This window comes from Frondihabitans sp. PhB161, assembly GCF_003814635.1.
In the GTDB taxonomy this organism is placed as follows: domain Bacteria; phylum Actinomycetota; class Actinomycetes; order Actinomycetales; family Microbacteriaceae; genus Frondihabitans.
The window spans coordinates 533964-559894 of the sequence record NZ_RKQW01000002.1 but is presented as its reverse complement, the minus strand read 5'-3'; the positions used below and the strand labels follow the sequence as shown (position 1 = coordinate 559894).

Sequence of the window (25931 nt, the reverse complement as noted above, 5' to 3'; positions counted from 1 at the left end):
ATCATGGCATACATCGATATGTAGCGGCATCTTCATTGCGGTAAAAGGCTTTTGCATTATGCGAAAGATGCTCGACTCTGTGTGCGCAGCATCGACGAGCTATCACGTCGTCTCTCAGAAGCCGTCGTCGAAGGAGTCTCGTCTGACGAAAAACAGCTCGTCCTCCCCACATTCCCGGGTCGCACCGCTTAAGGTCGATATGTGTGGCGTCTCGACAGTACTGACGGCGACGGCGACGGAATCGACTCCGGTCTGCCGCCCCTCTCCGACTCGACCCCGGGGTCGAACCAGACTCAACCGCACACCCTGAGTCTCGGCGATCCCTCCCTCGCGGTCGGGAACGTCGCCGACCCGGTGTGGGAGGGGTGGCGGGCTCGCCTCGACGCGGTCGGCGGGGAATCCACCCTTCTGCATTTCCGTGATGCACCCCGCACACGCATCGAGCTGAGCACGACCCATCCCGGCGGCCTCGCGCAGTTCATCACGGGCAAGACGACCCTCCTCTCCAGCCTGATTCGCGACGACCTCGCCCTCCGCACGGCCCGGATCGCCGCGGGCGAGATCGCCGCCAAGGGTCTCGAGCTGGCTACCGTCCGCGGCATCGATGCCGTGCACCTCGCCATCGGTATCGCGCAGTGGGCGTTCGCCGGCGAGACGTTCCGTGCACCCCTGCTGCTCCGCCCCCTGGCGATCCGCCGCCACGGGCGCGACTTCGAGGTCAAGCTGCTGGGTGCCCCGTTCCTCAACCCGGCGCTGGCCGATGCGCTGCACGACCAGTTCGGCATCACGCTCGACGCGCCGGCCTTCGTCGCGCTCGCCGACCGCGAGGGATCCTTCACCCCGAACCCGGTCATCGACCGCCTGCGCGGACTGACCGCTCACCTCGACGGCTTCACCGTGCAGCCGCGACTCGTCGTCTCGACCTTCGCCGCGGTCTCCGACGCCATGGTCGAAGACGCCGGCGACCTCTCGCACCTCGTCCTCGACGCCCTCGCTGGCAACCCCAGCGCGCAGCAGCAGATCCGCTCCGCCTACCGCCCCGTCTCGCCGACGCCACAAGACGAGCGCAGCCCCGAGACCGACACGCTCCTCCTCGACGCCGACACCGAGCAAGAGAACGTCGTCGCGCAGATCACCGCCGGCAACTCCGTCGTCGTCAAGACGCTCCCCGGCACCGGCGGCACGCAGACGATCGTCAACACCATCGGCACCCTGGTGGCGCAAAACAAGCGCGTGCTCGTCGTCAGCGCCCGCCGAGCCACGCTCGGGGCCATCTCGTCGCGCCTCACCGAGATCGGCCTGAACGGTGTCGCCGTCTCTCCGACCACGCTGCGCCGCGATGTGATCCGAGCAATCGGCCGCAACGAGAAGGCCAAGCAGCCCGGTATGGCCGAGGTCGACGACGCTCTCGTGCGCCTGCGCCGGGTGCTCGTCGACTACCGCGGTGCACTCAGCCGCAAAGACCCGGTGCTCGGCGTCTCGGTTCTCGACTGCCTGACCGAACTCGCGCGTCTCGCGCTGCTCCCGGCCTCCCCGGCGACCACCGCTCGGTTGAGCCGCAAGAGCGTCGAGTCCATGGTCGAGGGCCGCGGTCGGGTCGCCGAGACCATGGTCAACGCTGCCAACCTCGGCGAGTTCCTCTACGGGCCGGGCGACTCGCCCTGGTACGGCGCGCGGTTCGACGACGGCGCAGGATCCGGGCCCACCGCCGGCCAGGCCCACCAGCTGGCCAAGAACCTCTTCCATCGCGACGTGCCGCACCTGCTCGAGCGGGCGAACGAGGTCGTGGGCGCGACGCGCATGCGTCCCTTCGTCAGCATCCACGAGCTCGGCATTTACCTGCGCCTGCTCGCCGATGTCCGCGACACCCTCGACAAGTTCCTCCCCGTCGTCTTCGAGCGCAGCGTCGCCGAGCTCGTCGAAGCGACCTCGGGGCGTCGCGACGGGCAGATGTCCGGCGGAGATCGCCGCCGTCTGAAGAAGCTCGCCCGCGAGTATGTGCGCCCGGGCATGCACGTAGCCGATCTCCACGAGGCGCTCGAGCGCGTGCAGCAGCAGCGCATCCTCTGGCAGCGCTACGTCGCTGCCGGCACCCCGCCCGAGGTGCCGACCGGCGTCACCGACACCATCTCGCTCTATCGCCACGTCGCCGACGACCTGGCGCAGCTCGACAAGCCGCTCGGGCTCACCGGCGAAGACCTCCTCGAGGCCGTCGGCATCGACGAGCTGCAGCAGAAGCTCGAGGTGCTCGCGGCCGACAGTGACGTGCTCGGCAACCTGCAGGAGCGCACCGAGCTCATGACGACCCTGCGCGACCTCGAGCTCTCGCCGCTCATCACCGACCTCGCCAACCGGCACGTGCCCGAAGCGCAGGTCGCCGCCGAGCTCGAGCTCGCCTGGTGGCGCTCCGCTCTCGAGTCGCTCCTCGAGGCCGATCGGGCACTGCTCGGCGCCAATACCGGCATGCTCGACCGACTCGAGGCAGACTTCCGTCTCGTCGACGAGGCGCACGCCGCCGGAAGCGCCCAGTCGCTCGGATGGCAGCTCGCCGAGAACTGGAAGCTCGGTCTCGTCGACTGGCCCGAAGAGGCCGCGCAGCTCAAGCGTCTGCTGCAGCACCCGAACGTCTCCAGTCGCATGCTGCAAGACGCCGCCCCGCACCTCTCGCGCTCCGTCGCACCGGTCTGGATCGCTTCGCCCTACGAGGTGCATCGCATCGCCGACACCGTGCCGTTCGACACGGTGATCCTCGTCGACGCCGGGGCCACCACCCTCGCCGAGAACGTAGGCGCGATTCGTCGCGGCAAGCAGACCGTGGCCTTCGGTGACCCCGTGACCGAGACGCCGTCCGACTTCTCGATCGCGATCGCGCCGTACGTCGACGAGGCGCCGGCCCGAGTCGTGAAACGCGGGCCGACGGATCCTGAATCCGGTGACGACTTCGATGCCGTCGCGACCGCCGAGTCGCGCCTCGAGCAGCTGCACGAAGAGTCGGCTCTCGCTCGTCTCTCGACCCTGCTGCCGACGCTGTCGCTGACCCGCAGCTATCGTGCCGGTGGCGAAGACCTCGCCGAGCTCGTCAACCGCCGCTTCTACGGAGGCCGAATCGAGTCGCTGCCCTGGGCCGGGAGCTTCCTCGGTCACGGCAGCATCGCCCTCGACTACGTGTCGGGCGGCACCGCTGTGCCCGACCCCGAGTCCGGTGCCGTCGAGAGCGTTGACGCCGAGGTCGACCGGGTCGTCGCGCTCGTCCTGGAGCACGCCCGCTCGCGCCCCGCTGAGTCGTTGATGGTCATCACCGCCAGCGCGAAGCACGCCATCCGGGTGCAGCAGGCCGTTCTGACCGCCGTGAGCGGACACAAAGACCTGACCGAGTTCGTGATCGGCGACCGCCGCGAGCCCTTCGTCGTCGCGACCCTCGAGCAGAGCGTCGCCCAGAGCCGCGATCACGTGATCTTCTCGATCGGCTACGGCCGCACACCGCACGGCCGCGTACTCAGCGACTTCGGTTCGCTCGGGCAGCCGGGCGGAGAGCGACTCCTCGCCGTGGCCATGACCCGGGCTCGCCGCTCCATGGTGATCGTCACCTGCTTCCAGCCGTCGCACATCGACGCTGACCGCATGGGGCACGGCACCGTCGCGCTCTCCGAGATCCTCAGCGAGGTGCAGGTCCGCACCACGGCCGAGCACGTTCCCGACGATTCCGATCCGATGCTGGTCGACCTCGCTCGGCGCCTCGAGGCAAAGGGCATTCCCGTGGCACTCGGACACCGCGGCAAGCTCGGGCTCGTCTGCGCGAACGACGGCGTCTGCGTCACCATCGAGACCGACTCGACGCTCGTCACCTCGAGCCTCCGTGAGTCCTTGCGCGAGCGCCCCGAGATCCTTCGTCGTCTCGGCTGGCACTATGTGCGCGTGCACGCCTTCCAGCTGTTCACCGACCCCGACGCCGTCGCGACTCGCATCGCCGACGTGCTCGGAATCGGGGCGACGCACACGCAGCCGGTGCCCATCCAGCAGGCACCGGTCGTGGGGGCCCGCTCGCACGTCAACCACGCCTGAGACATGGCCGACGACGACCTTCAGGATCCCGCGGCACCCCCGCAGGCCACCTCTCCCGTGCGCGGTCAGCGTCGCTCCGGCCGCCGTGTGACCACCGACCCCGCTCCCGGATCCGACCCGAACCCGGCCCCCGCCGACCGGCGCCGCGATTCGGGCGACAACGACTCCCGACTCAAGGCCGACAAGCCGCCGCACTGGTAGCGATCGGGTGCAGCGTCATCGCCCCCCGGGCCGCATTTCCACGCAAGATGAGCCCGCGAGCCGCGAGTGGGTCAGCGGGCAAACGCAACCTCAACGACAAGGCCTCCGCCGTCGCGGGCCTGAAGGTGCAGCGCAGCACGATGGCCACGGGCGATCGCCTCGACGAGAGCCAGGCCCAGTCCGTGAGATCCTGCCACGCGACCGACCGAGCGAAAGAACGGCTCGGTGAGGCGGGGTTCGTCGGCGGACGACACGAGGACCCCGGTGTTCTCCAGTCGTACCGTGCCGTTGGCGACTGTGAGCCAGATATCGCCGTCGTTCACGTTGTAACGGATTGCATTGCTCACGAGGTTGGTCAGAAGGAGCCGGACGAGTCGGAGATCGCCCTTTATCGAACAGGCGAGAATCGTGGTGTGGACGTGGATTCCTCGCTCGGCCGCTTCCGACCACGTCGATGCGACGACCTCGCGAGCGACGTCGGCGAGGTCGACGGGCTCATGCTCCATCGCCTCCGACTCGGCATCGGACAGCGCTAGTAGGGCCTCGACTGTTTCGATATTGCGGGTGTTGGTCTCACGGAGCTTGCGAACGAGTGTCGCGGAATCGACGGAGTCGGGGTCGAGAAGCGCCACGTCGAGCATCGCCTGTGTCGTCGCGAGCGGGGTTCGTAGCTCATGCGACGCGTTGGCAGAAAACCGCCGCTGTGCCTGGAAAGATCGGTCGAGGCGCTCCAGCATCGCGTCGAAGGTGTCGGCAAGCCGCTTGAACTCGTCAGGCGGCCCCGCCAGGTCGATGCGATGATCGAGAGTGCCAGAGGAGGCGGCCCTGGCGGCCGAGGTCACCTTCTCCACCGGCCTGAGCACACGGCCGGCGATCATCCAGCTGAGGGCGGTGCCGACGAGGAACACGACCGTGAACACGACGGCCGAGGTTGTAACGAGGACTCGGAGGATGTCGTTCTTGTCGGTGACGGTGGCCAGTGCGAACGACTCGGTCTCACCGGATGCTCTGGCCATGGGCGGTATGGCCAGGCCGCCGTGCGTCCGTTCGGCGGTGGTTGTGCGCGCCACGATGTCGTAATGCGTGAAGTAGGTCATCGCAACGACTACCGAACCGACGATTGCAGCGCCGACCACCAGGACGAGCAGGGTGAAAGCGAGGGTCAGACGGACACGGGCGCTTCGCCGTGGATTGCATGGGTGGAAGGTGGAAGGCATCGATCGTCGTAGCTCAGGTCGCCGAACGGTGGCCGACGAACCTATACCCCGAGCCCGCCACCGTCTCGATCACCTGCGGTTTGCCGAGCTTGCGGCGCAGTGTCGACAGGGTCACCCGCACGGAGTTAGTGAACGGGTCGGCGTTCGAATCCCACGCCTTCTCGAGGAGCCGCTCTGCGCTGATGACACCGCCTTCCGACGACATGAGCACCGCGAGAACCGCGAATTCCTTCCGACTGAGTCGTACGAAGCGCCCGTCGCTGTAGACCTCGCGTCGGAACGGGTCGAGCTTGACCCCTCCGGACTCGAGCACGGGCGGGCGCGCCTCGCGCGAACGTCGGTGTGCGCTCCGGAGACGAGCCACGAGCTCGGCGAACTCGAACGGCTTCGACAGGTAGTCGTCAGCGCCGAGCTCGAAACCGGCCACCTTGTCTCTCAGCCCGCCTGATGCCGTCAGCATGAGAACGAAGACACCCGATCCATCCGCCACCGTCACGCGGCAGACCTCGTCTCCGTGGGTGCCGGGGAGGTCTCGATCGAGGATGACGACGTCGTAATCGTTGACCGCGAGACTCTCCAGCGCCGCGTCGCCATCGTGGACGACATCGACAGCCATGCATTCGCGAGTCAGGACCACCTGGATCGCCTCGGCCAGGTAGGCCTCGTCTTCGGCTACGAGCACGCGCATGGTCATCCTTTCGGGAGCGGAGTTTCCAGTGTGCGCCACGAACATTAATGAAATATAAGACATATCCGAGACGGCGTCGCAACATCCGCTCCGCTGAACTTTCCCCGGGCGTCTTCCGACGCCACTGACAGGAAAGGAAGAGATGAAACTCCGCATGATCCACCGCGTCCTGGCGCTCGCCGCCGTCCCCGCCCTCGTCGGAGGTCTCGCCGCCTGCTCCGAGAGTCACTCGGCTTCGGAATCCGCCGGGGCTTCGTCGCCCCGGTCTGCCAGCGCCGAGGAGTGGGCTGCAGCCCAGACCAAGTGCATGAGGGCCGCGGGCCATGACGTCGAAGACCCCTCGGGAGATGGCAGCAGCCAGGGCCTGTCGATCGGCGAGAACGACTCGATCGAGAAGTTCACGGCCGACAGCACCAGGTGCGACAAGGAGGTCACGGCGAAGCTCGGCGAGCGACCCGTGAGCGATCAGCAGAAGAATAACGCCGACGAGAATGCCAAGACGGATGACTGCCTCCGCAAGAACGGCGTCGAGGTAGCCGAGGGCAAGGCTCTTTCCCTCGACGACATCTCCGCCGACGTCCAGAAGAAGTGCGGCATTGGTACGCCGACGGCGGGCAGCTGATGAAGCGCCGAGCGATCGTCGTGACCGCCTGTGTGGCGGGAGCCGCCCTCTTTGTGACCGGAGGGATCCTGGTCTCGACCGGCCGGGGTGGCGGCGAAACCAAAGCCGACATCACGACTCAGACCGTTTCGACGGGTACAGCCCGCGTCGAGAAGGGCGACCTGGTCGGCACGACCACGAAGCCGGGCACCGTGCAGCGAATCGGGGGGTCTCTCATCCCGGCAGGTCCGAGAGGAACGCTCACCGAGGTTCCCAGGATCGGGACCGTCATCAAGCCGGGCGACGTCGTCTACCGGGTCGACAACGTGCCGGTCAGCTATCTCGCGGGTGTTCTCCCGCAGTGGCGGCCCTTCATCGACGGCATGAGCGATGGCCCCGATATCAAGCAGCTAGAAGACAATCTGCGTGCCTGGGGGTATCTCGACGAGGTGGCGACCGAGCACTTCGACTGGCACGCCCGAGTGGCCATCGAGAAGTGGCAGAAAACCACGGAGCAGCCAATCACCGGAAGCATCTCGGCCGGGACGATCGTGTTCGGCATGGGCGACCAGGTCGTCTCTGAGCGCAAGCTCGAGCCGGGGGCGCCGGTCGAGCCGGGAGCCGAGTTGCTCGTGACGACCGGCACCGAGATGGTCGTCGTCGTCGATCTACCGGTCGGCTCTCCTCTCGCGAGAGTCGGAGGCAAGGTGAAGGTCGACCTGCCCGGTTCCCCGCAGGCGAAGGGGACCATTTCGTCACTGGGTGATCCCGTGACCCCGGAAGACGGCGGAGAGTCGACGGTGCCTGTCACCGTGAAACTCGCCGACCCCGGCAAAGCCAGGGAGCTGGATCAGGTTTCCGTCTCTGTCGTTTTCGTCTCCGAGACGCGCAAGAACGTGCTGTCGGTGCCTGTATCGGCGCTGGCCGCGAGGGCGGGCAGTGGATTCCTCGTCGAGGTCGAGGGCAAGGCCGGTGTCTCGACGAAGGTACCGGTCGACGTGGGTCTCTTCGCCGGCGATCGCGTCGAGATCACCGTTGGTCGACTGCAGGCCGGTCAAAGAGTCGTGGTGCCGGCGTGAGCGCGGTCGTAGAACTCCGCGACGTTCGCCGCGAATACGGCAGACCCCCGACCGTCGCCCTCGATGGCGTCTCCCTGAGAGTCGAGAAAGGCGAAATGCTCGCGATCGTCGGGCCGTCTGGTTCTGGCAAGTCGACGCTTTTAAACGTGCTGGGCACCCTGGACCGACCGAGCGAGGGAACCGTGCACATCGACGGCATCGACGTGGCGCAGCTCAGCGATGCACGGCTGTCCGGGCTCCGTGCCCGACGCATCGGCTTCGTGTTCCAGCAGTTTCATCTCAGCGACGGCGTTACGGCGATCGACAATGTGGCGAACGGACTCCTCTACTCGGGGGTGACCCTCCGAGAGCGAAGGATCCGAGCGGTCGACGCTCTCGAAAGGGTCGGACTCTCGCATCGGCTCGGCCACAAACCGGGCCAGATGTCGGGCGGCGAACGCCAGCGTGTCGCCATCGCGCGCGCTGTGGTCCACCGTCCGCCGCTGTTGCTGGCGGACGAACCCACGGGCAACCTCGACTCGCGATCGGGTGCAGGCGTTGTAGAGCTCTTGCATGAGCTCCATGAGGAGGGAACATCCATAGTCGTGATCACGCACGACAACGCGCTCGCCCAAAAGCTGCCGCGTCGCATCATGATCCGCGACGGCCGGCTGACGGCCGATAGCGCCCACGGAGCATCGGCCGGGCGAGTGCTCGTGACGGCAGGGGAGTCGTCGTGAGCGCCGCCACCGTAGCCGCCTCTCGCCTGTTGCCGAGCGACACGGTGCGGCTGGGCCTCGGGGGTCTCATCTCGAGACCGACCCGAGCGATCCTGTCCGCCCTCGGTATCGCCATCGGAATCGCCGCCATGATCGCCGTAGTCGGCATCTCGACGTCGAGTCAGGCGCACCTCGGCAAGACCCTGGACCGCCTCGGAACCAATCTTCTGACCGCGTTCCCCGGCCGGGACGTGTTCGGCGAGCAGGCGGAGCTTCCCATCGACACGGTTGGTCGGCTCCTGCGGGTGCCCGGCGTCGAGATCGCCGGAACACTCGGTGTCGTCGATGACGCCCATGCGTACCGCAGCTCAGCGACACTCCCGTCCGACACGAACGGGATCCAGGTCTACGCCGCATCCCCGAGAGTCATCGACGTGGCCGGCGGGAGTATGGCCTCCGGCACCTGGCTGACCGACGGGCAGAGCGAGTTTCCCGTCGTAGTCCTCGGCTCGACCAGCGCGGAGAAGCTCGGCGTGACCAGTCCTGGCCAGCAGATCGTGATCGGAACGGAGGTATTTACGGTGGCAGGCATCCTGGCTCCCGTCGAACTCGCGGAAGATCTCGATCTCGGAGCGTTCATTGGCGAGAGCATGGGCACGAAACTGCTGGGGCAGCCGGTGCATCCGACGAAGGTGTTCCTGCGGGCCGACGAGGAGACGATCGCCGAGGTGCGGGAGCTCATCCCGCGGACCGTGGCGCCCCAGTCGGCCGGGGATGTCGTGATCCAGCGCCCCTCGGACGCCCTCGCCGCGAAGAACGCGTCGAACCAGGCGTTCACCGGGCTTCTGGTCGGACTCGGATCCGTAGCCCTGCTCGTGGGCGGCATCGGGGTGGCGAACACCATGGTCATCTCGGTGCTCGAACGGCGAAAAGAGATCGGGCTGCGGCGTGCCCTGGGCGCTGCCCGGCCGCACATCCGTCGGCAGTTCCTGGCCGAGGCGCTGTTCCTGTCTCTGCTGGGAGGAGTCGGAGGCCTGCTAATTGGCTCCGCGGTCACGTCGGCTTTCGCGTCGTCGAACGCATGGCCGATCGTCATCCCGCCGTTCGTTCTGGCCGGCGGCCTGGGCGCGACGCTCGTGATCGGAGCCCTGGCCGGGCTGTATCCTGCCATGCGGGCCGCGCGAATCCCGCCGACCGAAGCACTGCAGAGCTGAACGGCCGCTTAGGCCGAAGGCATCCCGGGGACGCCCGTGGTGCCGGTGGCCGTCGGGGGAGCGACGGGGGCCGCGTGCGACCCGTGCGTGTCGCCGAGTGAGGTGTTCTGCGCGCGCAGCAGGTCGCGGATCTCGCTGAGGATCTCGACGTCTGTCGGCGGCACCTCCTGCGGCTTGCCCTCGTCCGCCTTCTGCTTAGCGAACGAGCGCTTGAGCAGGGAGTTGACGGGAAGCACGAGGCAGAAGTACACGACCGCGGCGATGATGATGAAGTTGATTGCGGAGCCGATTACCGCACCGAAGAGAAGCGTTGCGGGCTTGCCGCCGCCCACGGTGGGAATGTCGACCTTCAGTGCCTCGTCGAGCATCGACGCGTTGAAGAGAGCGCCGATGAGCGGGTTGAAGATGTTGGTCACGAGCGAGGTGACGATCGCCGTGAATGCGGCACCGATCACAACGGCGACGGCCAGATCGATGACGTTGCCGCGCAGGATGAATTCTTTGAAGCCCTTCACGGGTGCTCCTCGAGGTAGACGGAAAAGACGTGAATCTCCGTCGACTCAACCAGACCGAGGGTATCGGCGTTACTTCGAGGGCGACGAACCGCCACCGGAGGAGCCCGAGCTCGACGAGCCCGACCCCGAGCCCGAACCGGAGGAGGCGGGCTTGGACGGCGCTGCCGCGGTGCCGGACGCCTTGCCGGACGAGGATCCGTCGGATCCTGCGCTCTTACTCGGCGTCTTGGGCGAACCCGACCCCGATCCCTCGGACGGCTTGGCGCGCGAGTCGGTGCGGTAGAAGCCCGACCCGTTGAAGGTCACGCCGACGGCCGAGAAGATCTTGCGGAGCTTGCCCGAGCAGACGGGGCACACCGTGAGCGAGTCGTCAGAGAAAGACTGCTGGATGTCGAACGCGTTGCCGCACTCGGTGCAGCGGTAGCTGTAGGTGGGCACAGGACCTCGGAGCCTCGGGGGAAAAGAGAAGGGTGGAGCGGAATCAGAACCGGACGATGCCGGAAGGGGTGACGACGCCGTCGACGGGCTGGTCGTGCCGCTCACTCGGCACAGACTCGACGTACTCGGAGTCGAACACCACAGCATAAACCGGCGGGCGCTTCTCCATCGATCCGAGCGTCTTGTCGAAGTAACCCTTGCCCCAGCCCATGCGCATGCCGGTGTGGTCGATCTGCGCCGCCGGAACGATGATCAGGTCGACGTCGTTGATCGCCATCGGGCTCAGCACCTCGCCGATCGGCTCGGGCAGGCCGAAGAGACCCTCGGTCTCGGATTCGAAGTCGGTCGAGACCGCCCAGTCGAGCAATCCGTCTTCGCGGGTGATCGGGTAGAGCACCCGGATGCCGCGGTCGTGGGCCCAGTTGAGGAACGGGCGCGTGTTGGGCTCGAACGAGGCCGAGAGATACGCCGACATCGAGGTGATCCCGAGTTCGGTGGCGAGGCCGATGAGGTGCTCGGTCAGCGCCTCGGTCGACGAGTCGGCCTCCGTGTCGGTCATCATGCGGCGCCGGGAGCGCAGTTCTTTTCGGAGGGCTCGTTTGGCATCGGACACCAGATCGGTCATGCCCGCAATCGTAACCGCCCGGTCGAAGACGACCGGAGACCAAACTTAACCGCTCCGTAACGCAGGAAATAGATACGCTGAGCGGCATGGGTTTCACGATTTCTAAAGCCGTCATTCCAGCAGCAGGGTTGGGCACACGCTTTCTTCCCGCAACCAAAGCCATGCCAAAGGAGATGCTCCCCGTCGTCGACAAGCCGGCGATCCAGTACGTCGTCGAGGAGGCCGTCTCGGCCGGCCTCACCGATGTGCTCATGATCACCGGTCGTAACAAGAACGCGCTCGAGAACCACTTCGACCACGTGTCAGAGCTCGAAGAGACGCTTCGCAAGAAGGGCGACCACGAGAAACTCGCGAAGGTCAACCAGTCGACCGACCTCGCCGACATGCACTACGTGCGCCAGGGCGACCCGCTCGGCCTCGGTCACGCCGTCCTTCGCGCCTCCATGCACGTGGGCCGCGAACCGTTCGCCGTCCTGCTCGGTGACGACATCATCGATGCGCGCGACCCGCTGCTCAGCCGCATGATCGAGGTCCAGGGTCAGAAGAACGCCAGCGTCGTTGCCCTCCTCGAGGTGCCCGAGTCGATGACCCACCTCTACGGTGTCGCCACGGTCGAGAAGACCGACGAAGACGACGTCGTGAAGATCACCGGTCTCGTCGAGAAGCCCCTGCAGGGCGAAGCCCCCTCCAACCTCGCGATCATCGGGCGCTACGTGCTGCGCCCCGAGGTCTTCGACGTGCTCGAGAAGCAGGCGCCCGGCAAGGGCGGCGAGATCCAGCTCACCGATGCTCTCGAGAAGATGGCTGCCGCCGAAGAGTGGACCGGCGGCGTGTACGGCGTCGTGTTCCGCGGGCGCCGATACGACACCGGTGACAAACTCGACTACATCAAGGCCATCGTGCAGCTCGCGAGCGACCGTGACGACCTCGGCGACGACCTCAAATCGTGGCTGATCGATTTCACGGCGGGCCTCGAGAAGGCCTGACCCGGGCCTGACGACAACCCGGACACCACGTGGGTGCGGCCCTGACAGGGGCCGCACCTCCCGAGAACCATTGGCAACCAAGTGACGACCATCCCCACGCTGGTGTCGGGGCGCATCGGAATCCGACCCCTGCGGTTGCGGGACGCACGCGACCTCGACAGGGCGCTGGCGGAGAACCGCTCCTGGCTCAGGCAGTGGGAGGCCACGAACCCGCACGGCTTCACGACGATCGACGTGCGGTCGAGCATCCGTTCGTTGCAGACCAATGCGCGCGCGGGCCTCGGTCTGCCGTTCGCCATCGAGCTCGACGGGCGCTTCGTCGGACAGCTCAACGTGTCGGGGATCACCTACGGCTCGCTCGCCTCCGCGACGATCGGCTACTGGGTCACCCAGTCGGCAGCCGGCCACAACGCCACGCCCACGGCCGTCGCGCTGGCCACCGACTACTGCTTCCAGCGCCTCGGACTGCACCGGATGGAGATCTGCATCCGACCCGAGAACGGCCCCAGCCTCCGCGTGGTCGAGAAGCTCGGCTTCCGCTACGAGGGCCTGCGTCGCCGCTACATCCACATCAACGGCGAGTGGCGCGACCACTTCTGCTTCGGGTTGGTCGCCGAAGAGGTCTCCGAGGGGGTCCTGCGCCGCTGGCATGAGGGCCGGATTCCTCCGGGCCAAGGATCCGTGCCCCCCGACGCTCTCGACGAGGCCGCTCGCAGCTACTAGTTCGGCAGTGGCGGCTCGACACACCCCGCGATCAGCCGGGTTGGCGCGCATGGCCCTCCTACCCTTGCCAGCATGGGAATCGGGTCGTGGGGTGGAGGCATTGTCCTCGGGCTGGTCGCAGTGCTCTGGCTGGTCTACCTGATCCCGTCGTGGGCGAAACGTCAGCAGTACCTCGCCACCGAGCGCAACGCGGTGCGCCTGCAGCAGACGCTGCGCATTCTCGCGCAGACGGCCGAGCTGCCCGAGGAGGTCCGCGTGGAAGCCAATGCCAAGTCCGTCGCGACTGCGCAGAAGATCCTCCGCTCCGAGGAGTCGAAGCGCGAGGCCATCCGCCGCGCTCAGGAGGCAGCCCGACAGCGTGCGGTCACCCGCGAGCTCGCCGCGACCGCTCCCGTTCTCCGCGCCGCCGACGCCGAACCGGCTCTTGCCGCCCGTCGTCTTCGTCGCACCCGCCTCGTATCGACGCTCGTGCTCGTCGCCTCTCTCATCGCCTTCGTGGCCGGCATCGTCGGCCTTCCGTCGGCGTGGCTCCTTCTCGTCGCGGGCACCATCGCCGGAGCGGGCTCGGTCGTCATGCTCGGTCAGCTGTCGGCGGTGTCGCGCGCCCGCGCACGCCGAGCCCGAGTCGCGCCCGCGGTGACCGTTTCGGCGACTCCGGTGGCGCAGGCGTTCCACGACTTCGCCCCGTCGCAGGCGGCGGACGGGGTCGTGGCCGAGGAGCAGGATCCTGCGGGGTCGCGTTCCGAGACCGCATCACGACAGTGGACTCCCGTCGCCATGCCCCGCCCCCTGTATCTGCGATTGGGTTCGGCGCGCGCGCTGGCTCGTTCGGCTGCGGTCGCGGGCAGTGCGACGAACGCGGCCGACGCCGCCGCTTTGCAGGAGGCCGCGGCCGCTTCGGCGGAGGCGCTGCGTCAGGAGCAGGCCCTGCGCCAGGAGCAGGAGGCCGCGAGCCAGGAGGCCCAGCGCGAAGCTCTGCGTGAGGTGGCGCGGGCGGAAGCAGCGCTGCAGGCGCAGCGCTCGGCGCGGTCGGCTGGGTTCGTGGGGTCGGCTGGCTCGGCTGGGTCGGCTGGTTCCGTGGGGTCGGCTGGGTCGGCCCGGGAGACGCCGGTTGTTGCGGCGGTTGCCGCGGATCCTGAGCCTGCTGCCACGAGCCGTTTCGCGCGCATGGGCTTCTACGACGAGGGCGAGATCGAGCAGCTCAGCCTCGACGACGTTCTGCAGCGTCGTCGCGCCGTCTGACTTTTCGCGCCGACACCGCTTTCCGGTCGCGGCACTGCCTTTCGGCGGTGCCTTAATTGGATTCCGGTGTCGTAGGCGCCTTCGCTGAGGTGGAGGCTGGCTGAGCGGGAGGTGGCACCTCCGTGGAGGCGTTTTGCGCGCGATCAAATTCGACGCGGATCGAAGTGGTGCCGCGTTTCGATGTCCATCAAATTTGACGGCGCGCAAAACGCTTCTCAGGGGAGGCCGGCCCGCCTCGGTCGAGTCACTGCCGGACTCGATGGCGCCTGCTGACTGTGTCGGTAGCGCCGCCGACGGGGTGATATCGTTGAGGAGCAGTTTGGGGCTATGGCGCAGTTGGTAGCGCGTCTCGTTCGCAATGAGAAGGTCAGGAGTTCGAATCTCCTTAGCTCCACGATAAACAGCAGAAGGCGTGCCCCCCGGGGCGCGCCTTCTGCTGTTTGTCGTCTAGGCACAGCGATTCGAGGAGGAGAGAGGGCTTGCCCGAACGACGGGGTCTCCTTAGCTCCACGAATGCATATGGCTCTCCCTTACGGGAGGGCCATCTGCATGTGCTGGCTTGGTCGCTTCGCGACGCGGCCGCCTCGCTGGCCTCAAAAGAGGGGCGGGGGCGGGGCGGGAGCCACCGACACCTAGGCTGAACGCGTGCCCGAACCGCAGACGCTTCGCATCGAACTCGCCCTCGCCAAGCCGCCGATCGGGTGGTATCCGAAGCCGACCGCCGTAATCGACGGGCGCGGCCAGCCGGCGCAGTGGGGCGTCGGCACCTGGCAGGTCGAGCCGGGCGACACGATCGGCGTGTTCCTCTTCAATCGGCTGTGGCGATTCGGGGCCGCCGAGCTCATCGTCGAGCAGGGCACGAAGGCCATCCGCTATCGGGCGCCGCTGCTGCCGTTCCTGCCGGGTCGACTGGCTCGCACCTAGTCGCGAATCGCAGGGTTAGTCGCGAAAAAGCGCGACTAAGCCTGCGATACGCGACTAGCAGAGCCCGCGCCGACCGACGAAGGGAGTGCGGCAGGATGGACCGGTGCGCTCCGACCTGATCTCCCGCCTCCGCTCCGATCTCTCCACCTCCCTCTTCACCGTGTCGCATCTGACCGGTGCCGGGGCCTGGGGTGCGCAGGGCGGTGCTGCGTTGTTCCGGGGCGAGCGGATCGCGGCGCGGCGGGCGCTGGCTTCGAGGATCCCGGAGACGCCTGCAGAACGCGCGTCTGACACCCTGGCGCTCTTGTTCGTGCTCGGCTACCCGCAGCCCGCCGATGCCGTTGCTGCCGCGTTGCCGACGCTCGGACTCGACGGCGCGATCGAACTGCAGCTCGTGGCGCGCGACGACAGCGGCATGGTCAGCGCCCTGGTCGATCTGCGCCCCTACTCGTTCACGGATGCCTCCGGCGAAGCGCACTGGTGGATCGCCTCCGACCTCGGTGAGCTCGCCCTGCAGGGTGCCCTTCGCGAAGACCATGTCTTGGGCATCGGCGGCGCTTCCGCCACTCTGAGCGGCCTGATGATCGCCCGACCGGTCGATCGGGCACTCGACCTCGGCACCGGCTGCGGCATTCAGGCAATGCATGCCGCCCGTCACGCGCGTCACGTCGTGGCGACCGACATCTCGGAGCGCGCCCTCGACTTCGCCCGCTTCAACGCCGAGCTCAACCTGATCGACGGCATCGAGTTCCGCCTCGGCAGCCTGTTCGAGCCGGTCGCCGGCGAGACGTTCGACCACATCGTGTCGAACCCGCCGTTCGTCATCACGCCGCGCGTCGACGGGGTTCCCGCCTACGAGTACCGCGACGGTGGCATGGTCGGCGATGCGCTCGTCGCGACGGTAGTGGAGCAGGCGGGGGAGCACCTCGCGCCGGGCGGCATCGCACAGCTGCTCGGCAACTGGGAGACGGGGGCTGCGACGAGCGACAAGCGAGGTCCGTTCAGCGTGGGGGACTGGGCCGAGCGCGGTCGTGTTGCGGTGGACGTCTGGGTAGTAGAGCGCGAGGCGCAGGATCCTGCGTCGTATGCCGAAACCTGGATCCGCGACGGCGGCACGAGACCCGGCAGCCCCGAATTCGAGCGGCTCTACGGGGCATGGCTCGATGACTTCGATGCGCGCGGGGTCGTCGAGGTCGGCTTCGGGTACGTCACGCTCAGAAGACCGAAGGATCCCACGGCGCGGCCCGAGACACGGATCGAGAGTCTCCGAGGCTCCCTCGGCCGCTCCGACGTGGGGCTCGGCGCCCACCTCGGTGCGACCCTCGACGCCCTGGACCGGCTGCGCACCCTCTCGGATGACGACCTCGCGCAGACGACATTGCAGGTCGCCGGGGACGTCACGGAGGAGCGGCACTACTGGCCGGGCAACGACGACCCGACGGTGATCACGCTGCGGCAGGGCGGAGGCTTCGGGCGGACCGTCGACGCGGGCACGGCCCTGACGGCGCTTGTCGGGGCCAGCGACGGCGAGCTCAGCGTCGGGGCGATCGTGGGCGCTCTCGCGCAGCTGCTCGAGGCGCCGGAGGCCGACCTGCGGGCCGAGCTGCTGCCGCAGGTGCGTGACCTCGTGGTGGGCGGGATCCTGAGTTTCTCAGCCGCTGATCACTGACCCGCTCACACAACCGGGTGATCGTCCACGATCTGCTGATGCCACAGCGCTGACATCAGCAGATCGTGGACAGTCACGTGGTCGCGCTACTTGCCGGAGCGATCGCCCCAGCCGCGCCAGGAGTACTCGGGCACGAAGCCGAGCAGGTCGCGGGCCTTGTCGCTCGAGAGCAGCGGCATGGTGCCCTCGACGGCTGATCGACGCTCGACGTCGGGCAGGAACTGATCGGCGAGAACGGCCGTCGGCGTATTCATGACCGTGTCGGACGCGGCGATGATGAACGCCTCGAATCCGACGAGATCCGACTCGAGCGCCAGACGGACAGCGAGAGCGCCGTCGCGGTGGTCGATGTACGACCACAGGTTGAACGAGCGCGACTCCGGGTCGTCGTCGAACGGGAACGCCTCGTAGTCGGCGTCGTCCATCACGTTCGAGAAGCGCAGGCCGATGAGCTTGAGCTGGCGATCCCAGCGAGTGAAGTGCCGCGCCATCTCTTCGTCGACGGCCTTGCCCAGCGAGTACGACGACTCGGGGCGCACGGGGTAGTTCTCGTCGACGGGGATGTACGGCGGGTCGATGGCGAACGGGAGACCCAGGAGCGTCTCGCTCGAGGCCCAGACGACGTTGCGGATCTTGGCGGCGCGAGCGGCCGCGAACACGTTGTAGCTGGACGTGACGTTGTTCGTGAACAGGGCGGCGTTCGGCACCAGCCCCGGCGCCGGGATGGCCCCGAGGTGCACGACGGCGTCGATGTGGTCGTAGCGGTCGTCGATGTGCGTGAGAGCTTCGAGCACCTGCCCGTAGTCGGAGAGGTCGACGCGGGTGAACGAGACGCCCGGCACGGGATCGGGCGACGGCACGCGATCGAGCAGCACCACCTCGTAGCCGTGCTCGGCGAGATCGCGCACGACAGCACGGCCGAGCTTGCCGGAACCGCCGGTGACAGCGACGCGGACGGGGGTAGGGGCTGACGACATCGTCGATCCTTCTGAGTGGGGGTGGGCGGCGATAACCGCATCTTTTCGTTCTACAGCATCGCAGACGGGGGAGCCCAGGATCCGGCGGCCCGTTGTGGGGGGGCCTGACACGCGGCGCGCGACTTGCGCCGCCGGGGCTCTGCGCGCTTCAATCAGCGCATGGGGGAACTCTTCACGCACGCGATGGTCTTCGCCTCGGCCTTCGATCCGGCTCTGGCGACCGGCGACGGCTCGGCCGACGATCCGTTCGTCGATGGCTCCGATCCGTTTGGCGGCAGCAGCGACCCGTTGATGCAGTCGGGGCCGGGACAGGCGTTCTCGGCGATCTTCACAATCATCGTGATCATCATCGTGATCGGGATCGGCCTTGCCATCTATCGGGCCGTCAAGCTCGCCCAGCAGGGCAAGAACCCGCTGACGCTCGACAACGACATCCGTGCGGCGGCCCTGGACACGCTGCAGGCTCAGAAGGTCGTGTCGGGTGCTGCCTCCGCAGATGACGCCTCCGGAGCAACTGCCTCGGCGGGTGCTCCGACACCACCGCCGACAGCGCCGTCGACGCTGACGCTCGAGGAGCGCCTTCGCGAGGTCGACGGCCTCCGGGCGCGCGGCATCATCACCGAGTCGGAGCACGCGGCCGCTCGGGCGGCGATCCTCGCAAGCTGAGACGGGCCACTCGACGCCTGGCGAGTGGGGAGACGCCCCGGATCCTTTGATTGTCGGATCGTCCAGCCACCTTGTGCCCCGAAACGCTGAATTCTGTGCCCCGTGTAGGCATAAGTACCCACACCCGCCCGATCTATCACCCGATGATCACCCGTTGGTCGTATGCGTTGGCATATAGCTTAGGAAAGCTTTCGGCTGGTTACCGAGGCAGCACGTCCATCAACTGGTTCGATCGCGCGGCAGTCACCTGATCCGATTCCGCTCGGTCGCCCGCCAGGGACGTGTCGATGCGCCCCCAGTCCGAGCCTCGCGGCTCGTTGACGGGGGCGCATTCTCGTTTTTATTGGCGGTTGCGCCGCGGCGGGCTCGCGCGAGTGGGCGGGTGTTCTTAGGCGTCGGCGGGTGCTGCAGCACCCGCCCACCCTCAACGACACCCGCCCACTCGCGGGGAACACCCGCCCACTTGCGGGGAACACCCGCCCACTTGCGGGGAACACCCGCCCACTTGCGGGGAACACCCGCCCACTCCACAAGCCCGGCCCACGCGATCCGGCACCGTGCAGGGGAGTACGGCAGGATCGTAGACACCATGCCGACTGTCGAGTACCCCCTCAAAGCCCTCCTGTCCGAGTACTACGGGCCGAACGACACGCACGGCGACGGCAGCTACGACGCCGACACGGTCTACACCGACTTCGCCGGCTGGGCCGAGGAGTCGGGCAGAGCGCTCTACCCTGCTCAAGACGAGGCCATGATCGAGCTCGTGTCGGGTGCCAGCGTGATCCTCTCGACACCGACCGGAACCGGCAAGTCGCTCGTGGCTGCCGGCGCCCACTTCACGGCACTCGCGACAGGCAAGCGCAGCTACTACACGGCCCCGATCAAGGCCCTCGTCAGCGAGAAGTTCTTCCAACTGGTCGAGCTGTTCGGCCCCGAGAACGTCGGCATGGTCACCGGTGACTCGTCGGTCAACTCCGACGCTCCGATCATCTGCTGCACCGCCGAGATCCTGGCGAACCTCGCCCTGCGGCACGGCCCGGCTGCCGAGGTGGGGCAGGTCGTCATGGACGAGTTCCACTTCTACGCCGACCCCTCGCGCGGCTGGGCCTGGCAGGTGCCGCTGCTCCTTCTGCCCGACGTGCAGTTCCTCCTGATGAGCGCGACGCTCGGCAACGTCGAGACGATCAGCGACGACATCGGGCGCCGCACCGGCAAGTCCGTCGCCCTCGTCACCGGCGTCGAGCGTCCCGTTCCGCTCCACTACTTCTACGCGACGACTCCCGTGCACGAGACGGTCGAGGAGCTCCTCAGCACCGGCGAGGCCCCGATCTACGTCGTGCACTTCTCGCAGGCGGCCGCGCTCGAGCGAGCGCAGGCTCTGTCGAGCATCAAGATCGCGACGCGAGAGCAGCGCGACGAGATCGCCGAGCTGATCGCCGGATTCCGCTTCTCGACCGGCTTCGGCAAGACCCTCAACCGGCTGGTGCGCGCGGGCATCGGCGTTCACCACGCCGGCATGCTGCCGAAGTACCGCCGCCTCGTCGAGCAACTGGCTCAGCGCGGTCTGCTGCGCGTCATCTGCGGCACCGACACTCTCGGCGTCGGCATCAACGTGCCGATCCGCACGGTGCTGCTCACAGCGTTGACGAAGTTCGACGGCACGCGCATGCGGCAGCTGAGCGCCCGTGAGTTCCACCAGGTCGCAGGCCGGGCGGGCAGAGCGGGCTACGACACCGCAGGCACGGTCACCCTCCAGGCGCCCGAGCACGAGATCGAAAACCTCGCCCAGATCAAACGGGCCGGTGACGACCTCAAGAAGAAGCGCAAGATCGTGCGTAAGAAGGCCCCCGAGGGGTTCGTCTCATGGGGCGAGCCTTCGTTCTTCAAACTCGTCGAGGCCGAACCCGAAGCGCTCACGTCGAGCATGCAGATCACCCACGCGATGCTGCTCAACGTGATCGCCCGCGGCGGCGATGTGTTCGGCAACGTCCGGTCGCTGGTGTTCGAGAACCACTCGACGAAGCCGCAGAAATACGCCCTCGCCCGGCAGGCGATCGCGATCTACCGGGCATTGCGAGAGTCCGGCGTGGTCGAGCAGGTGCCCGGGGTCGCGAGTGCCGCGGATCCTTCGCCCCGTCCGACCATTCAGCTCACCGTCGACCTGCAGCCGAACTTCGCGCTCAACCAGCCCCTCTCGCCGTTCGCCCTCGCGACGTTCGAGGTGCTCGACCCGGAGTCGCCGACCTATGCGCTCGACATGGTGTCGGTGGTCGAGTCGACGCTCGACGACCCGCGGCCGATCCTCTCGCAGCAGCAGTTCAAGGCGCGCGGCGAGGCGGTGGCCGAGATGAAACGGGAGGGGATCGAATACGAGGAGCGCATGGAGCGCCTCGAAGAGATCACCTGGCCGAAGCCGCTCGACGAGTTGCTGGGTGCGCTGTTCGAGACCTACAAGGGGTCTCAGCCGTGGATCGGCGACTTCGAGCTGTCACCGAAGGCGGTCGTCCGCGACCTCTACGAGCGGGCGATGACGTTCGGCGACTACGTCAACTTCTACGGGCTCGCGCGCTCGGAGGGTCTTGTGCTGCGCTACCTCTCCGACGCCTACCGCGCCATGCGGCAGACGATTCCTGACGAGGCCAAGACCGACGAACTGCTCGACCTCATCGAGTGGCTGGGTGAACTGGTCCGCCAGGTCGACTCCTCGCTGCTCGACGAGTGGGAAGAGATGGTCAACCCGACCGAGGTCACGTCGCACGAGGCGATCGTGCCGCCGACCCTCCGTACCCTCACCGCGAACCATCGGGCCTTCACCGTGCTGGTCCGCAACGAGCTGTTCCGCAGGGTGCAGCTCGCGGCTCTCGATGACGCGGAGGCTCTCGGCGCACTCGATGCGGCGGCCGGATTCGACGTCGACGCCTGGGGCTCCGCGCTCGACCGGTACTACGACGAGTTCGACGCGATCGGCACCGGGCCGAGTGCCCGCAGCGCGGCGATGCTCATCGTCGAGGAGGGCGCCACCCAGTGGCTGGTGCGACAGATCTTCGAGGATCCCGCGGGCGACCACGACTGGGGCATCTCGGCGACCGTCGACCTCGCCGAATCGAACGAGCAGGGCGAGGCGGTCGTGCGGGTGACCGCTGTGGGGCCGGTCGGCGGGTAGTTCGCGGGCGGCGCGCGTGTCCGCACAACGTATGGCGGACTAGGCGACCTGCCGCGGCAGGGCGGCGAGTCCGCGAGACGTCGGTCGGCGTCTTAGAAGAGCGTGGCCGGGGGCTCAGGATCCGCGGAAGCCGCATCCGACACCGTCGTCACGGGCCGGCCCGGCCACCCGGGGCCGTGCGGCACCTCGCTCCGGCGCTGGAATGCCTCTGCCGCCGTCCGCGCTCGGATGTCGGCGGCCTCGTTCATCGGGTGACCGATGTGCCCCTTGACCCACTCGAACTTCACGCGGCGACCCTGGAGGGCCGCGTCGAGCTCCTTGATGATCTCGACGTTCATCACCGGTTTGCCGTCGGCCTTGCGCCAGCCCTTGCGCTTCCAGCCCGGCAGCCACTCGGTGCACGCCTTGATCGTGTACTGGCTGTCGCAGAGGATGTGCAGGTCGTCGTCTTCGTCGGCGGTGGCGCGGAGCAGCTCGAGCACAGCCGTCAGCTCACCCACGTTGTTCGTGTTGCGCGGCCAGCCGCCCGCCGCCCATCGCGAGTCGTCGACGTACCAGGCCCAGCCGGCGGGCCCGGGGTTGCCGAGGGCGGAACCGTCTGCTGCGGCGGTGATCGTCATGGGTGCTCCTTGTGCTCTTCTTCTTCTCCGAAAGCGTCCGCGGTACCGGACCTCGGGCAAGCCCTGGTCGTCGGGCATCACTGCCGCTTGCGGTGTGCAGTGCGCGTGCCCTGCAACGGTACCGGGGCTGATGCTGGGAGCTGCGCCGTCGGATCCTGCGCTCGCTGCCTCCGCTCGGCCGTTCGCTTGCAAATTCGAAGGAGAAACGCGCGGCCGGCGACGAAAACATCAGGATCCGGCGGGGTCGCGTGCCCAAATCTCCTTCAAATTTGCAACGGGGGTCGGCGCGCTACCTGGCCGGCGCGTTGCGCAATCAGCCGACCTCGTCCGGGTGCGACCCCACGCGCTCGCCGGCATCGAGCGCGGCGATCGACGCCATCTCGTCGGCCGAGAGCTCGAAGCCGAACACGTCGATGTTCTCGGCGATCCGCGACGGCGTGACCGACTTCGGGATCACGACGAGCCCCGACTGCAGGTGCCAGCGAATCACGAGCTGGGCGACCGACACTCCGTGGGCGCTCGCCAGCGTGGTGAGGACGGGTTCGTCGAGGATCCTGCCCCGCGCCAGCGGCGACCACGCCTCGGTGACGATGTGGCGGGTGTCGCCGAAGTCGCGGAGTTCGCGCTGCTGCAGCCACGGCTGCACTTCGATCTGGTTGATCACGGGCACGACGTCGGTCTCGCCGAGCAGGCGCTCGAGGTGGTGCACCTGGAAGTTCGAGACGCCGATCGACCGGACGCGCCCCTCCTCGCGGAGGCGCTCGAGAGCGCGGTACGTGTCGACGTAGAGGTCTTGGCGGGGTGCCGGCCAGTGGATCAGGTAGAGGTCGAGGACGTCGAGGCCGAGCTTCGCCATGCTGCGGTCGAACGACGAGAGGGTCGAGTCGAAGCCCTGCTGGTCGTTCCACACCTTGGTCGTCACGTAGACGTCGTCGCGCGCGATGCCGGATGAGGCGAGTGCCCGCCCGACGCCCGCCTCGTTGGCGTAGTACTCGGCGGTGTCGATGTGGCGGTAGCCGGCTTGGAGGGCGGCCGCGACGCTGCGCTCCGCCTCGTCGTCGTCGACCTTGTAGACCCCGAGACCGAGCTGCGGGATGGTGTTGCCGTCGTTGAGCCGGATCCTGGGGACCGCGTCGAGAGTCATGACTCGATTATCGCCGCGCAGGGTTGCCGCACCGCCAGGGTTCGAAGGCTGGGCCGAATTCGAAGGAGAAACGCCTGCCTTGCGACGAAGAATCAAGGATCCGACGGGGTCGCCACCACAGATCTCCTTCAAATTCGAAGGTGGGCCGGCTTACTGGCCGCGTCAGCTCGTCTGAATCGGCACCGGCTCGGTGTCGGCCAGCGGGCTCGCATCGGTGCCGCGCAGATCGGGCAGCCAGCGCTTGAAGACGACGGGCACCAGCACCCCTACGAGTGCGAACGCGGCGGCGACGTAGAGTCCGCCGACCGTTCCCTTCGAATCGATGAGGGCGCCGGCGATGGCCGAGCCGATCGCAGCGCCGATCAGTTGCCCGGTGCCCGACCAGCCATAGGCCTCGGCGGTGTCGCTAAAACGCACGCTCGACGAGATGATCGCGAACATCACGGCGAGAGCGGGCGCGATTCCGACACCGGCAATCAGGAGGGTGACGCACAGCCAGACGAACGACGTCGGCATCACGATCGTCAGAATGATGCCGACGAACACGATCAGCATGCGGATCGGCAGCGACCACGGCCCGACGGCGAGGTGACCGAGGAGGAGACCGCCGACGAGTGACCCGATCGCGAAGATGGCAAGCACGAAGCCGGAGTTGGGGCTGCCGTCGCCGAACGCCGAGATGACTCCGGCTTCGACCGCGGCGCACGTGCCGATCAGAAGGAAGCCGGTCATTGTCGACAGGAGCACGGTCGGGCGCAGGAGCACCTTGCCGAAGGCGCGCTTGCTCTGCGGAATGCGCACGCGGCCCACCTCGGGAGACGCGATGAACCAGGCTCCACCACCGATGAGGAACGCCGCGGCCACCAGAATCGCGGCCACCGTGTTGACCTGCGTGCCGACGAACGTGGTGACGACGGGGCCCGCGACCCAGATGATCTCTTGCGCGGAGGCGTCGAGTGAGAAGAGGGGAGTGAGCTGCGTCGAGTTGACCATCTTGGGGTAGATGGTGCGGACGGCGGGCTGGATCGGCGGCACACTCAGCCCGGCGAAGAAGCCGACGACCATATAGAGGGGAAGAGTCAGCGGAGCGAGTGCGAATACCAGGAGGCTCGTGAGGCAGACCACGAGCGTCAGCAGCAACACGGGTCGCATGCGCCAGATGCCCATCCAGCGACTGGTGAGGGGGCCCGAGATGGCCTGGCCGACGCTCGTCGCGGCGAGGACAACGCCGGCCGCGCCATAGGAATCCGTCTGGTGCTCGACGTGCAACAGGAACGCCAGCGACAGCATGCCGAACGGGAACCGGGCAGTCAGCTGTGCGGCGATGATCCGTGCGACTCCCGGCGTCTTCAGAAGATTCGAATAGGCGCCCACAAGGGAACAAGTCTACGGATCCGCGTCGACATTCCGCCACGCTCCTCCCCGCCCCAGAACGGCCGAGGATCCGACGCTGGTCGCGTTTGACTGCTGACCCTGCGTCGTGGGTCGCGACACGCCGTGCCCCGAACTGGGGACGGTGCCCGGGCGCAAATGGTTATCCACAGATCCGAGTGTCGGTGGTGGGGAGGAAGGTGTGGACAACGCCGATTTTCCGGGGATAAGCCGGGGCTTCTGTGGAGAACCCCTGTGGATAATCGTCCTCGGGTAATTACAGCGGTGTAACACATCATCTAGTTGTGCCTCCCGATGTCGGCCCCTAGATGTAGTATCGAAGCACACGAGCAAACACCACTCGGCACCACCCACCGCACTTCTTTTCTAGGGGAGAATCATGGCGATCACCGTCTACACCAAGCCGTCCTGCGTCCAGTGCACGGCTACCTACCGCGCCCTCGACAACAAGGGCATCGAGTACGAGATCTTCGATGTCTCCGTCGACGAGAAGGCCCTCGAGACCGTCAAGGCCCTCGGCTACCTCCAGGCGCCCGTCGTCGTCACCGACGAAGACCACTGGAGCGGATTCCGCCCTGACAAGATCGCCGGCCTCGCCGCCGCGATCGCGTAGAGCGCGTTTCTTTCCCCACCGATCGAGAGGAGTCAGGCCGTGCAACTCGCGACTACGTCGACTCACCTCATCTACTTCTCGAGCGTCTCGGGCAACACCGCCCGATTCGTCGAGAAGCTCGGGCTCCCCGCTGAGCGCATTCCGCTCTTCCCCAGTGAAGAGCCGCTTCAGGCGCGCGACCCCTACGTCCTCGTCCTCCCCACCTACGGTGGCGGCGAAGGGCGAGGTGCCGTTCCCAAGCAGGTCATCCGGTTCCTCAACGACGAGGGCAACCGAAACCTGATCCGCGGAGTCATCGCGGCCGGGAACACCAACTTCGGAGAGGGGTACTGCCTTGCTGGCGACATCATCGCCGCCAAGTGCCAAGTGCCTCTGCTCTACCGTGTCGAGGTCTTCGGCACGCCAGACGACGTACAAGCAGTGCAAGAAGGATTGGATCGATTTTGGACACAGCAGTCGACGACCTCGAGGTAA

At 67.3% G+C, this 25931-nt stretch carries 24 protein-coding genes and 1 tRNA gene; 16 read left to right on the top strand and 9 right to left on the bottom strand.

Annotated elements, in window-relative coordinates; all coding sequences use genetic code 11:
• Positions 1-201 precede the first annotated feature (201 nt).
• Together EDF39_RS11330 and EDF39_RS11325 are read left to right on the top strand one after the other, a co-directional pair.
• Entirely contained in the window at positions 202-4062 is a 3861-nt protein-coding gene (locus EDF39_RS11330) for an AAA family ATPase (RefSeq protein ID WP_370275182.1), read from the top strand.
• A gap of 3 nt (positions 4063-4065) precedes the next feature.
• Positions 4066-4263, top strand: a complete 198-nt coding sequence (locus tag EDF39_RS11325) for a hypothetical protein (protein WP_123943134.1) — start codon at positions 4066-4068, stop codon at positions 4261-4263.
• Between the two features lie 71 nt (positions 4264-4334).
• Here the strand turns inward: EDF39_RS11325 and EDF39_RS11320 are convergent, their stop codons facing one another.
• A complete protein-coding gene (locus EDF39_RS11320; RefSeq protein WP_158613221.1) occupies positions 4335-5360 on the bottom strand; it encodes a HAMP domain-containing sensor histidine kinase in 1026 nt (341 codons plus the stop codon).
• Positions 5361-5493: 133 nt separating this feature from the next.
• Positions 5494-6168, bottom strand: coding sequence for a response regulator transcription factor (locus EDF39_RS11315; protein WP_123943130.1), 675 nt, complete (start codon positions 6166-6168; stop codon positions 5494-5496).
• A 142-nt stretch (positions 6169-6310) separates the two neighbouring features.
• On the opposite strand from EDF39_RS11315, the gene EDF39_RS11310 reads away from it, so the two are divergent.
• Genes EDF39_RS11310 through EDF39_RS11295 form a run of 4 tightly spaced genes read left to right on the top strand, consistent with a single transcriptional unit; the run spans position 6311 to position 9760 of the window.
• Positions 6311-6790, top strand: a complete 480-nt coding sequence (locus EDF39_RS11310) for a hypothetical protein (protein WP_123943128.1) — start codon at positions 6311-6313, stop codon at positions 6788-6790.
• Positions 6790-7848, top strand: coding sequence for an HlyD family efflux transporter periplasmic adaptor subunit (locus EDF39_RS11305; RefSeq protein ID WP_123943126.1), 1059 nt, complete (start codon positions 6790-6792; stop codon positions 7846-7848). Before EDF39_RS11310 ends, EDF39_RS11305 begins: the two co-directional genes overlap by 1 nt.
• Positions 7845-8567: an ABC transporter ATP-binding protein gene (locus EDF39_RS11300; RefSeq protein ID WP_123943124.1), complete on the top strand. Its 723-nt coding sequence runs from the start codon at positions 7845-7847 to the stop codon at positions 8565-8567. Before EDF39_RS11305 ends, EDF39_RS11300 begins: the two co-directional genes overlap by 4 nt.
• Positions 8564-9760 (top strand): ABC transporter permease, encoded by a 1197-nt coding sequence (locus tag EDF39_RS11295; protein WP_123943122.1) that lies wholly within the window; start codon positions 8564-8566, stop codon positions 9758-9760. Before EDF39_RS11300 ends, EDF39_RS11295 begins: the two co-directional genes overlap by 4 nt.
• A gap of 8 nt (positions 9761-9768) precedes the next feature.
• On the opposite strand, the gene mscL is transcribed toward EDF39_RS11295, so the two are convergent.
• The 3 genes from mscL to EDF39_RS11280 form a co-directional block, all read right to left on the bottom strand.
• Positions 9769-10275, bottom strand: a complete 507-nt coding sequence (gene mscL / locus EDF39_RS11290) for a large conductance mechanosensitive channel protein MscL (protein ID WP_055963538.1) — start codon at positions 10273-10275, stop codon at positions 9769-9771.
• Between the two features lie 69 nt (positions 10276-10344).
• The gene (locus EDF39_RS11285) at positions 10345-10713 is read right to left on the bottom strand and encodes an FmdB family zinc ribbon protein (RefSeq protein ID WP_123943120.1); all 369 of its coding nucleotides are present in this window, start codon (positions 10711-10713) and stop codon (positions 10345-10347) included.
• Positions 10714-10756: 43 nt separating this feature from the next.
• Positions 10757-11338, bottom strand: a complete 582-nt coding sequence (locus EDF39_RS11280; RefSeq protein ID WP_055963533.1) for a 5-formyltetrahydrofolate cyclo-ligase — start codon at positions 11336-11338, stop codon at positions 10757-10759.
• An 86-nt stretch (positions 11339-11424) separates the two neighbouring features.
• Here EDF39_RS11280 and galU point away from each other — a divergent pair, with 86 nt between their 5' ends.
• From galU to EDF39_RS11250, 6 genes are all read left to right on the top strand, one after another.
• Positions 11425-12324 carry a UTP--glucose-1-phosphate uridylyltransferase GalU gene (gene galU / locus EDF39_RS11275; protein WP_123943118.1) on the top strand — a complete coding sequence of 300 codons (900 nt, stop codon included), beginning with the start codon at positions 11425-11427 and terminating at the stop codon, positions 12322-12324.
• Positions 12325-12405: 81 nt separating this feature from the next.
• Entirely contained in the window at positions 12406-13047 is a 642-nt protein-coding gene (locus EDF39_RS11270) for a GNAT family N-acetyltransferase (protein WP_055963528.1), read from the top strand.
• 72 nt (positions 13048-13119) lie between these two features.
• Entirely contained in the window at positions 13120-14289 is a 1170-nt protein-coding gene (locus EDF39_RS11265; RefSeq protein WP_123943116.1) for a hypothetical protein, read from the top strand.
• Between the two features lie 321 nt (positions 14290-14610).
• A tRNA-Ala gene (locus EDF39_RS11260) sits at positions 14611-14683 on the top strand.
• Positions 14684-14934: 251 nt separating this feature from the next.
• A complete protein-coding gene (locus tag EDF39_RS11255; protein ID WP_123943114.1) occupies positions 14935-15213 on the top strand; it encodes a hypothetical protein in 279 nt (92 codons plus the stop codon).
• A gap of 103 nt (positions 15214-15316) precedes the next feature.
• Positions 15317-16882 (top strand): methyltransferase, encoded by a 1566-nt coding sequence (locus EDF39_RS11250; protein ID WP_123943112.1) that lies wholly within the window; start codon positions 15317-15319, stop codon positions 16880-16882.
• Between the two features lie 86 nt (positions 16883-16968).
• Here EDF39_RS11250 and EDF39_RS11245 read toward each other — a convergent pair whose 3' ends face one another.
• Complete coding sequence (locus tag EDF39_RS11245) at positions 16969-17859, bottom strand: NAD(P)-dependent oxidoreductase (RefSeq protein WP_123943111.1); 891 nt, start codon at positions 17857-17859, stop codon at positions 16969-16971.
• 159 nt (positions 17860-18018) lie between these two features.
• On the opposite strand from EDF39_RS11245, the gene EDF39_RS11240 reads away from it, so the two are divergent.
• Together EDF39_RS11240 and EDF39_RS11235 are read left to right on the top strand one after the other, a co-directional pair.
• Positions 18019-18525, top strand: a complete 507-nt coding sequence (locus EDF39_RS11240; RefSeq protein ID WP_123943109.1) for a hypothetical protein — start codon at positions 18019-18021, stop codon at positions 18523-18525.
• Positions 18526-19114: 589 nt separating this feature from the next.
• Positions 19115-21688 (top strand): RNA helicase, encoded by a 2574-nt coding sequence (locus EDF39_RS11235; RefSeq protein WP_123943107.1) that lies wholly within the window; start codon positions 19115-19117, stop codon positions 21686-21688.
• A gap of 92 nt (positions 21689-21780) precedes the next feature.
• Here EDF39_RS11235 and EDF39_RS11230 read toward each other — a convergent pair whose 3' ends face one another.
• From EDF39_RS11230 to EDF39_RS11220, 3 genes are all read right to left on the bottom strand, one after another.
• The gene (locus EDF39_RS11230) at positions 21781-22308 is read right to left on the bottom strand and encodes a ribonuclease H (protein ID WP_123943105.1); all 528 of its coding nucleotides are present in this window, start codon (positions 22306-22308) and stop codon (positions 21781-21783) included.
• A gap of 313 nt (positions 22309-22621) precedes the next feature.
• Positions 22622-23452 (bottom strand): aldo/keto reductase, encoded by an 831-nt coding sequence (locus EDF39_RS11225; protein ID WP_123943103.1) that lies wholly within the window; start codon positions 23450-23452, stop codon positions 22622-22624.
• A gap of 162 nt (positions 23453-23614) precedes the next feature.
• Positions 23615-24826, bottom strand: a complete 1212-nt coding sequence (locus EDF39_RS11220; protein WP_123943101.1) for an MFS transporter — start codon at positions 24824-24826, stop codon at positions 23615-23617.
• Between the two features lie 397 nt (positions 24827-25223).
• Here EDF39_RS11220 and nrdH point away from each other — a divergent pair, with 397 nt between their 5' ends.
• On the top strand, positions 25224-25457 hold the full coding sequence (nrdH, locus tag EDF39_RS11215; RefSeq protein WP_055963503.1) for a glutaredoxin-like protein NrdH: 234 nt from the start codon (positions 25224-25226) through the stop codon (positions 25455-25457).
• A gap of 39 nt (positions 25458-25496) precedes the next feature.
• The gene (nrdI, locus tag EDF39_RS11210) at positions 25497-25931 is read left to right on the top strand and encodes a class Ib ribonucleoside-diphosphate reductase assembly flavoprotein NrdI (protein ID WP_123943099.1); all 435 of its coding nucleotides are present in this window, start codon (positions 25497-25499) and stop codon (positions 25929-25931) included.

Bases quoted from the DNA above. Each gene is read 5' to 3' on its own strand.
- EDF39_RS11310 (WP_123943128.1), top strand. From the start codon at position 6,311: ATGAAACTCCGCATGATCCACCGCGTCCTGGCGCTCGCCGCCGTCCCC.
- EDF39_RS11280 (WP_055963533.1), bottom strand. From the start codon at position 11,338: ATGACCGATCTGGTGTCCGATGCCAAACGAGCCCTCCGAAAAGAACTG.
- EDF39_RS11235 (WP_123943107.1), top strand. From the start codon at position 19,115: ATGCCGACTGTCGAGTACCCCCTCAAAGCCCTCCTGTCCGAGTACTAC.
- nrdH (WP_055963503.1), top strand. From the start codon at position 25,224: ATGGCGATCACCGTCTACACCAAGCCGTCCTGCGTCCAGTGCACGGCT.
- galU (WP_123943118.1), top strand. From the start codon at position 11,425: ATGGGTTTCACGATTTCTAAAGCCGTCATTCCAGCAGCAGGGTTGGGC.
- EDF39_RS11305 (WP_123943126.1), top strand. From the start codon at position 6,790: ATGAAGCGCCGAGCGATCGTCGTGACCGCCTGTGTGGCGGGAGCCGCC.
- EDF39_RS11325 (WP_123943134.1), top strand. From the start codon at position 4,066: ATGGCCGACGACGACCTTCAGGATCCCGCGGCACCCCCGCAGGCCACC.
- EDF39_RS11315 (WP_123943130.1), bottom strand. From the start codon at position 6,168: ATGCGCGTGCTCGTAGCCGAAGACGAGGCCTACCTGGCCGAGGCGATC.
- EDF39_RS11225 (WP_123943103.1), bottom strand. From the start codon at position 23,452: ATGACTCTCGACGCGGTCCCCAGGATCCGGCTCAACGACGGCAACACC.
- EDF39_RS11320 (WP_158613221.1), bottom strand. From the start codon at position 5,360: ATGACCTACTTCACGCATTACGACATCGTGGCGCGCACAACCACCGCC.
- EDF39_RS11245 (WP_123943111.1), bottom strand. From the start codon at position 17,859: ATGTCGTCAGCCCCTACCCCCGTCCGCGTCGCTGTCACCGGCGGTTCC.
- EDF39_RS11265 (WP_123943116.1), top strand. From the start codon at position 13,120: ATGGGAATCGGGTCGTGGGGTGGAGGCATTGTCCTCGGGCTGGTCGCA.
- EDF39_RS11240 (WP_123943109.1), top strand. From the start codon at position 18,019: ATGGGGGAACTCTTCACGCACGCGATGGTCTTCGCCTCGGCCTTCGAT.
- EDF39_RS11230 (WP_123943105.1), bottom strand. From the start codon at position 22,308: ATGACGATCACCGCCGCAGCAGACGGTTCCGCCCTCGGCAACCCCGGG.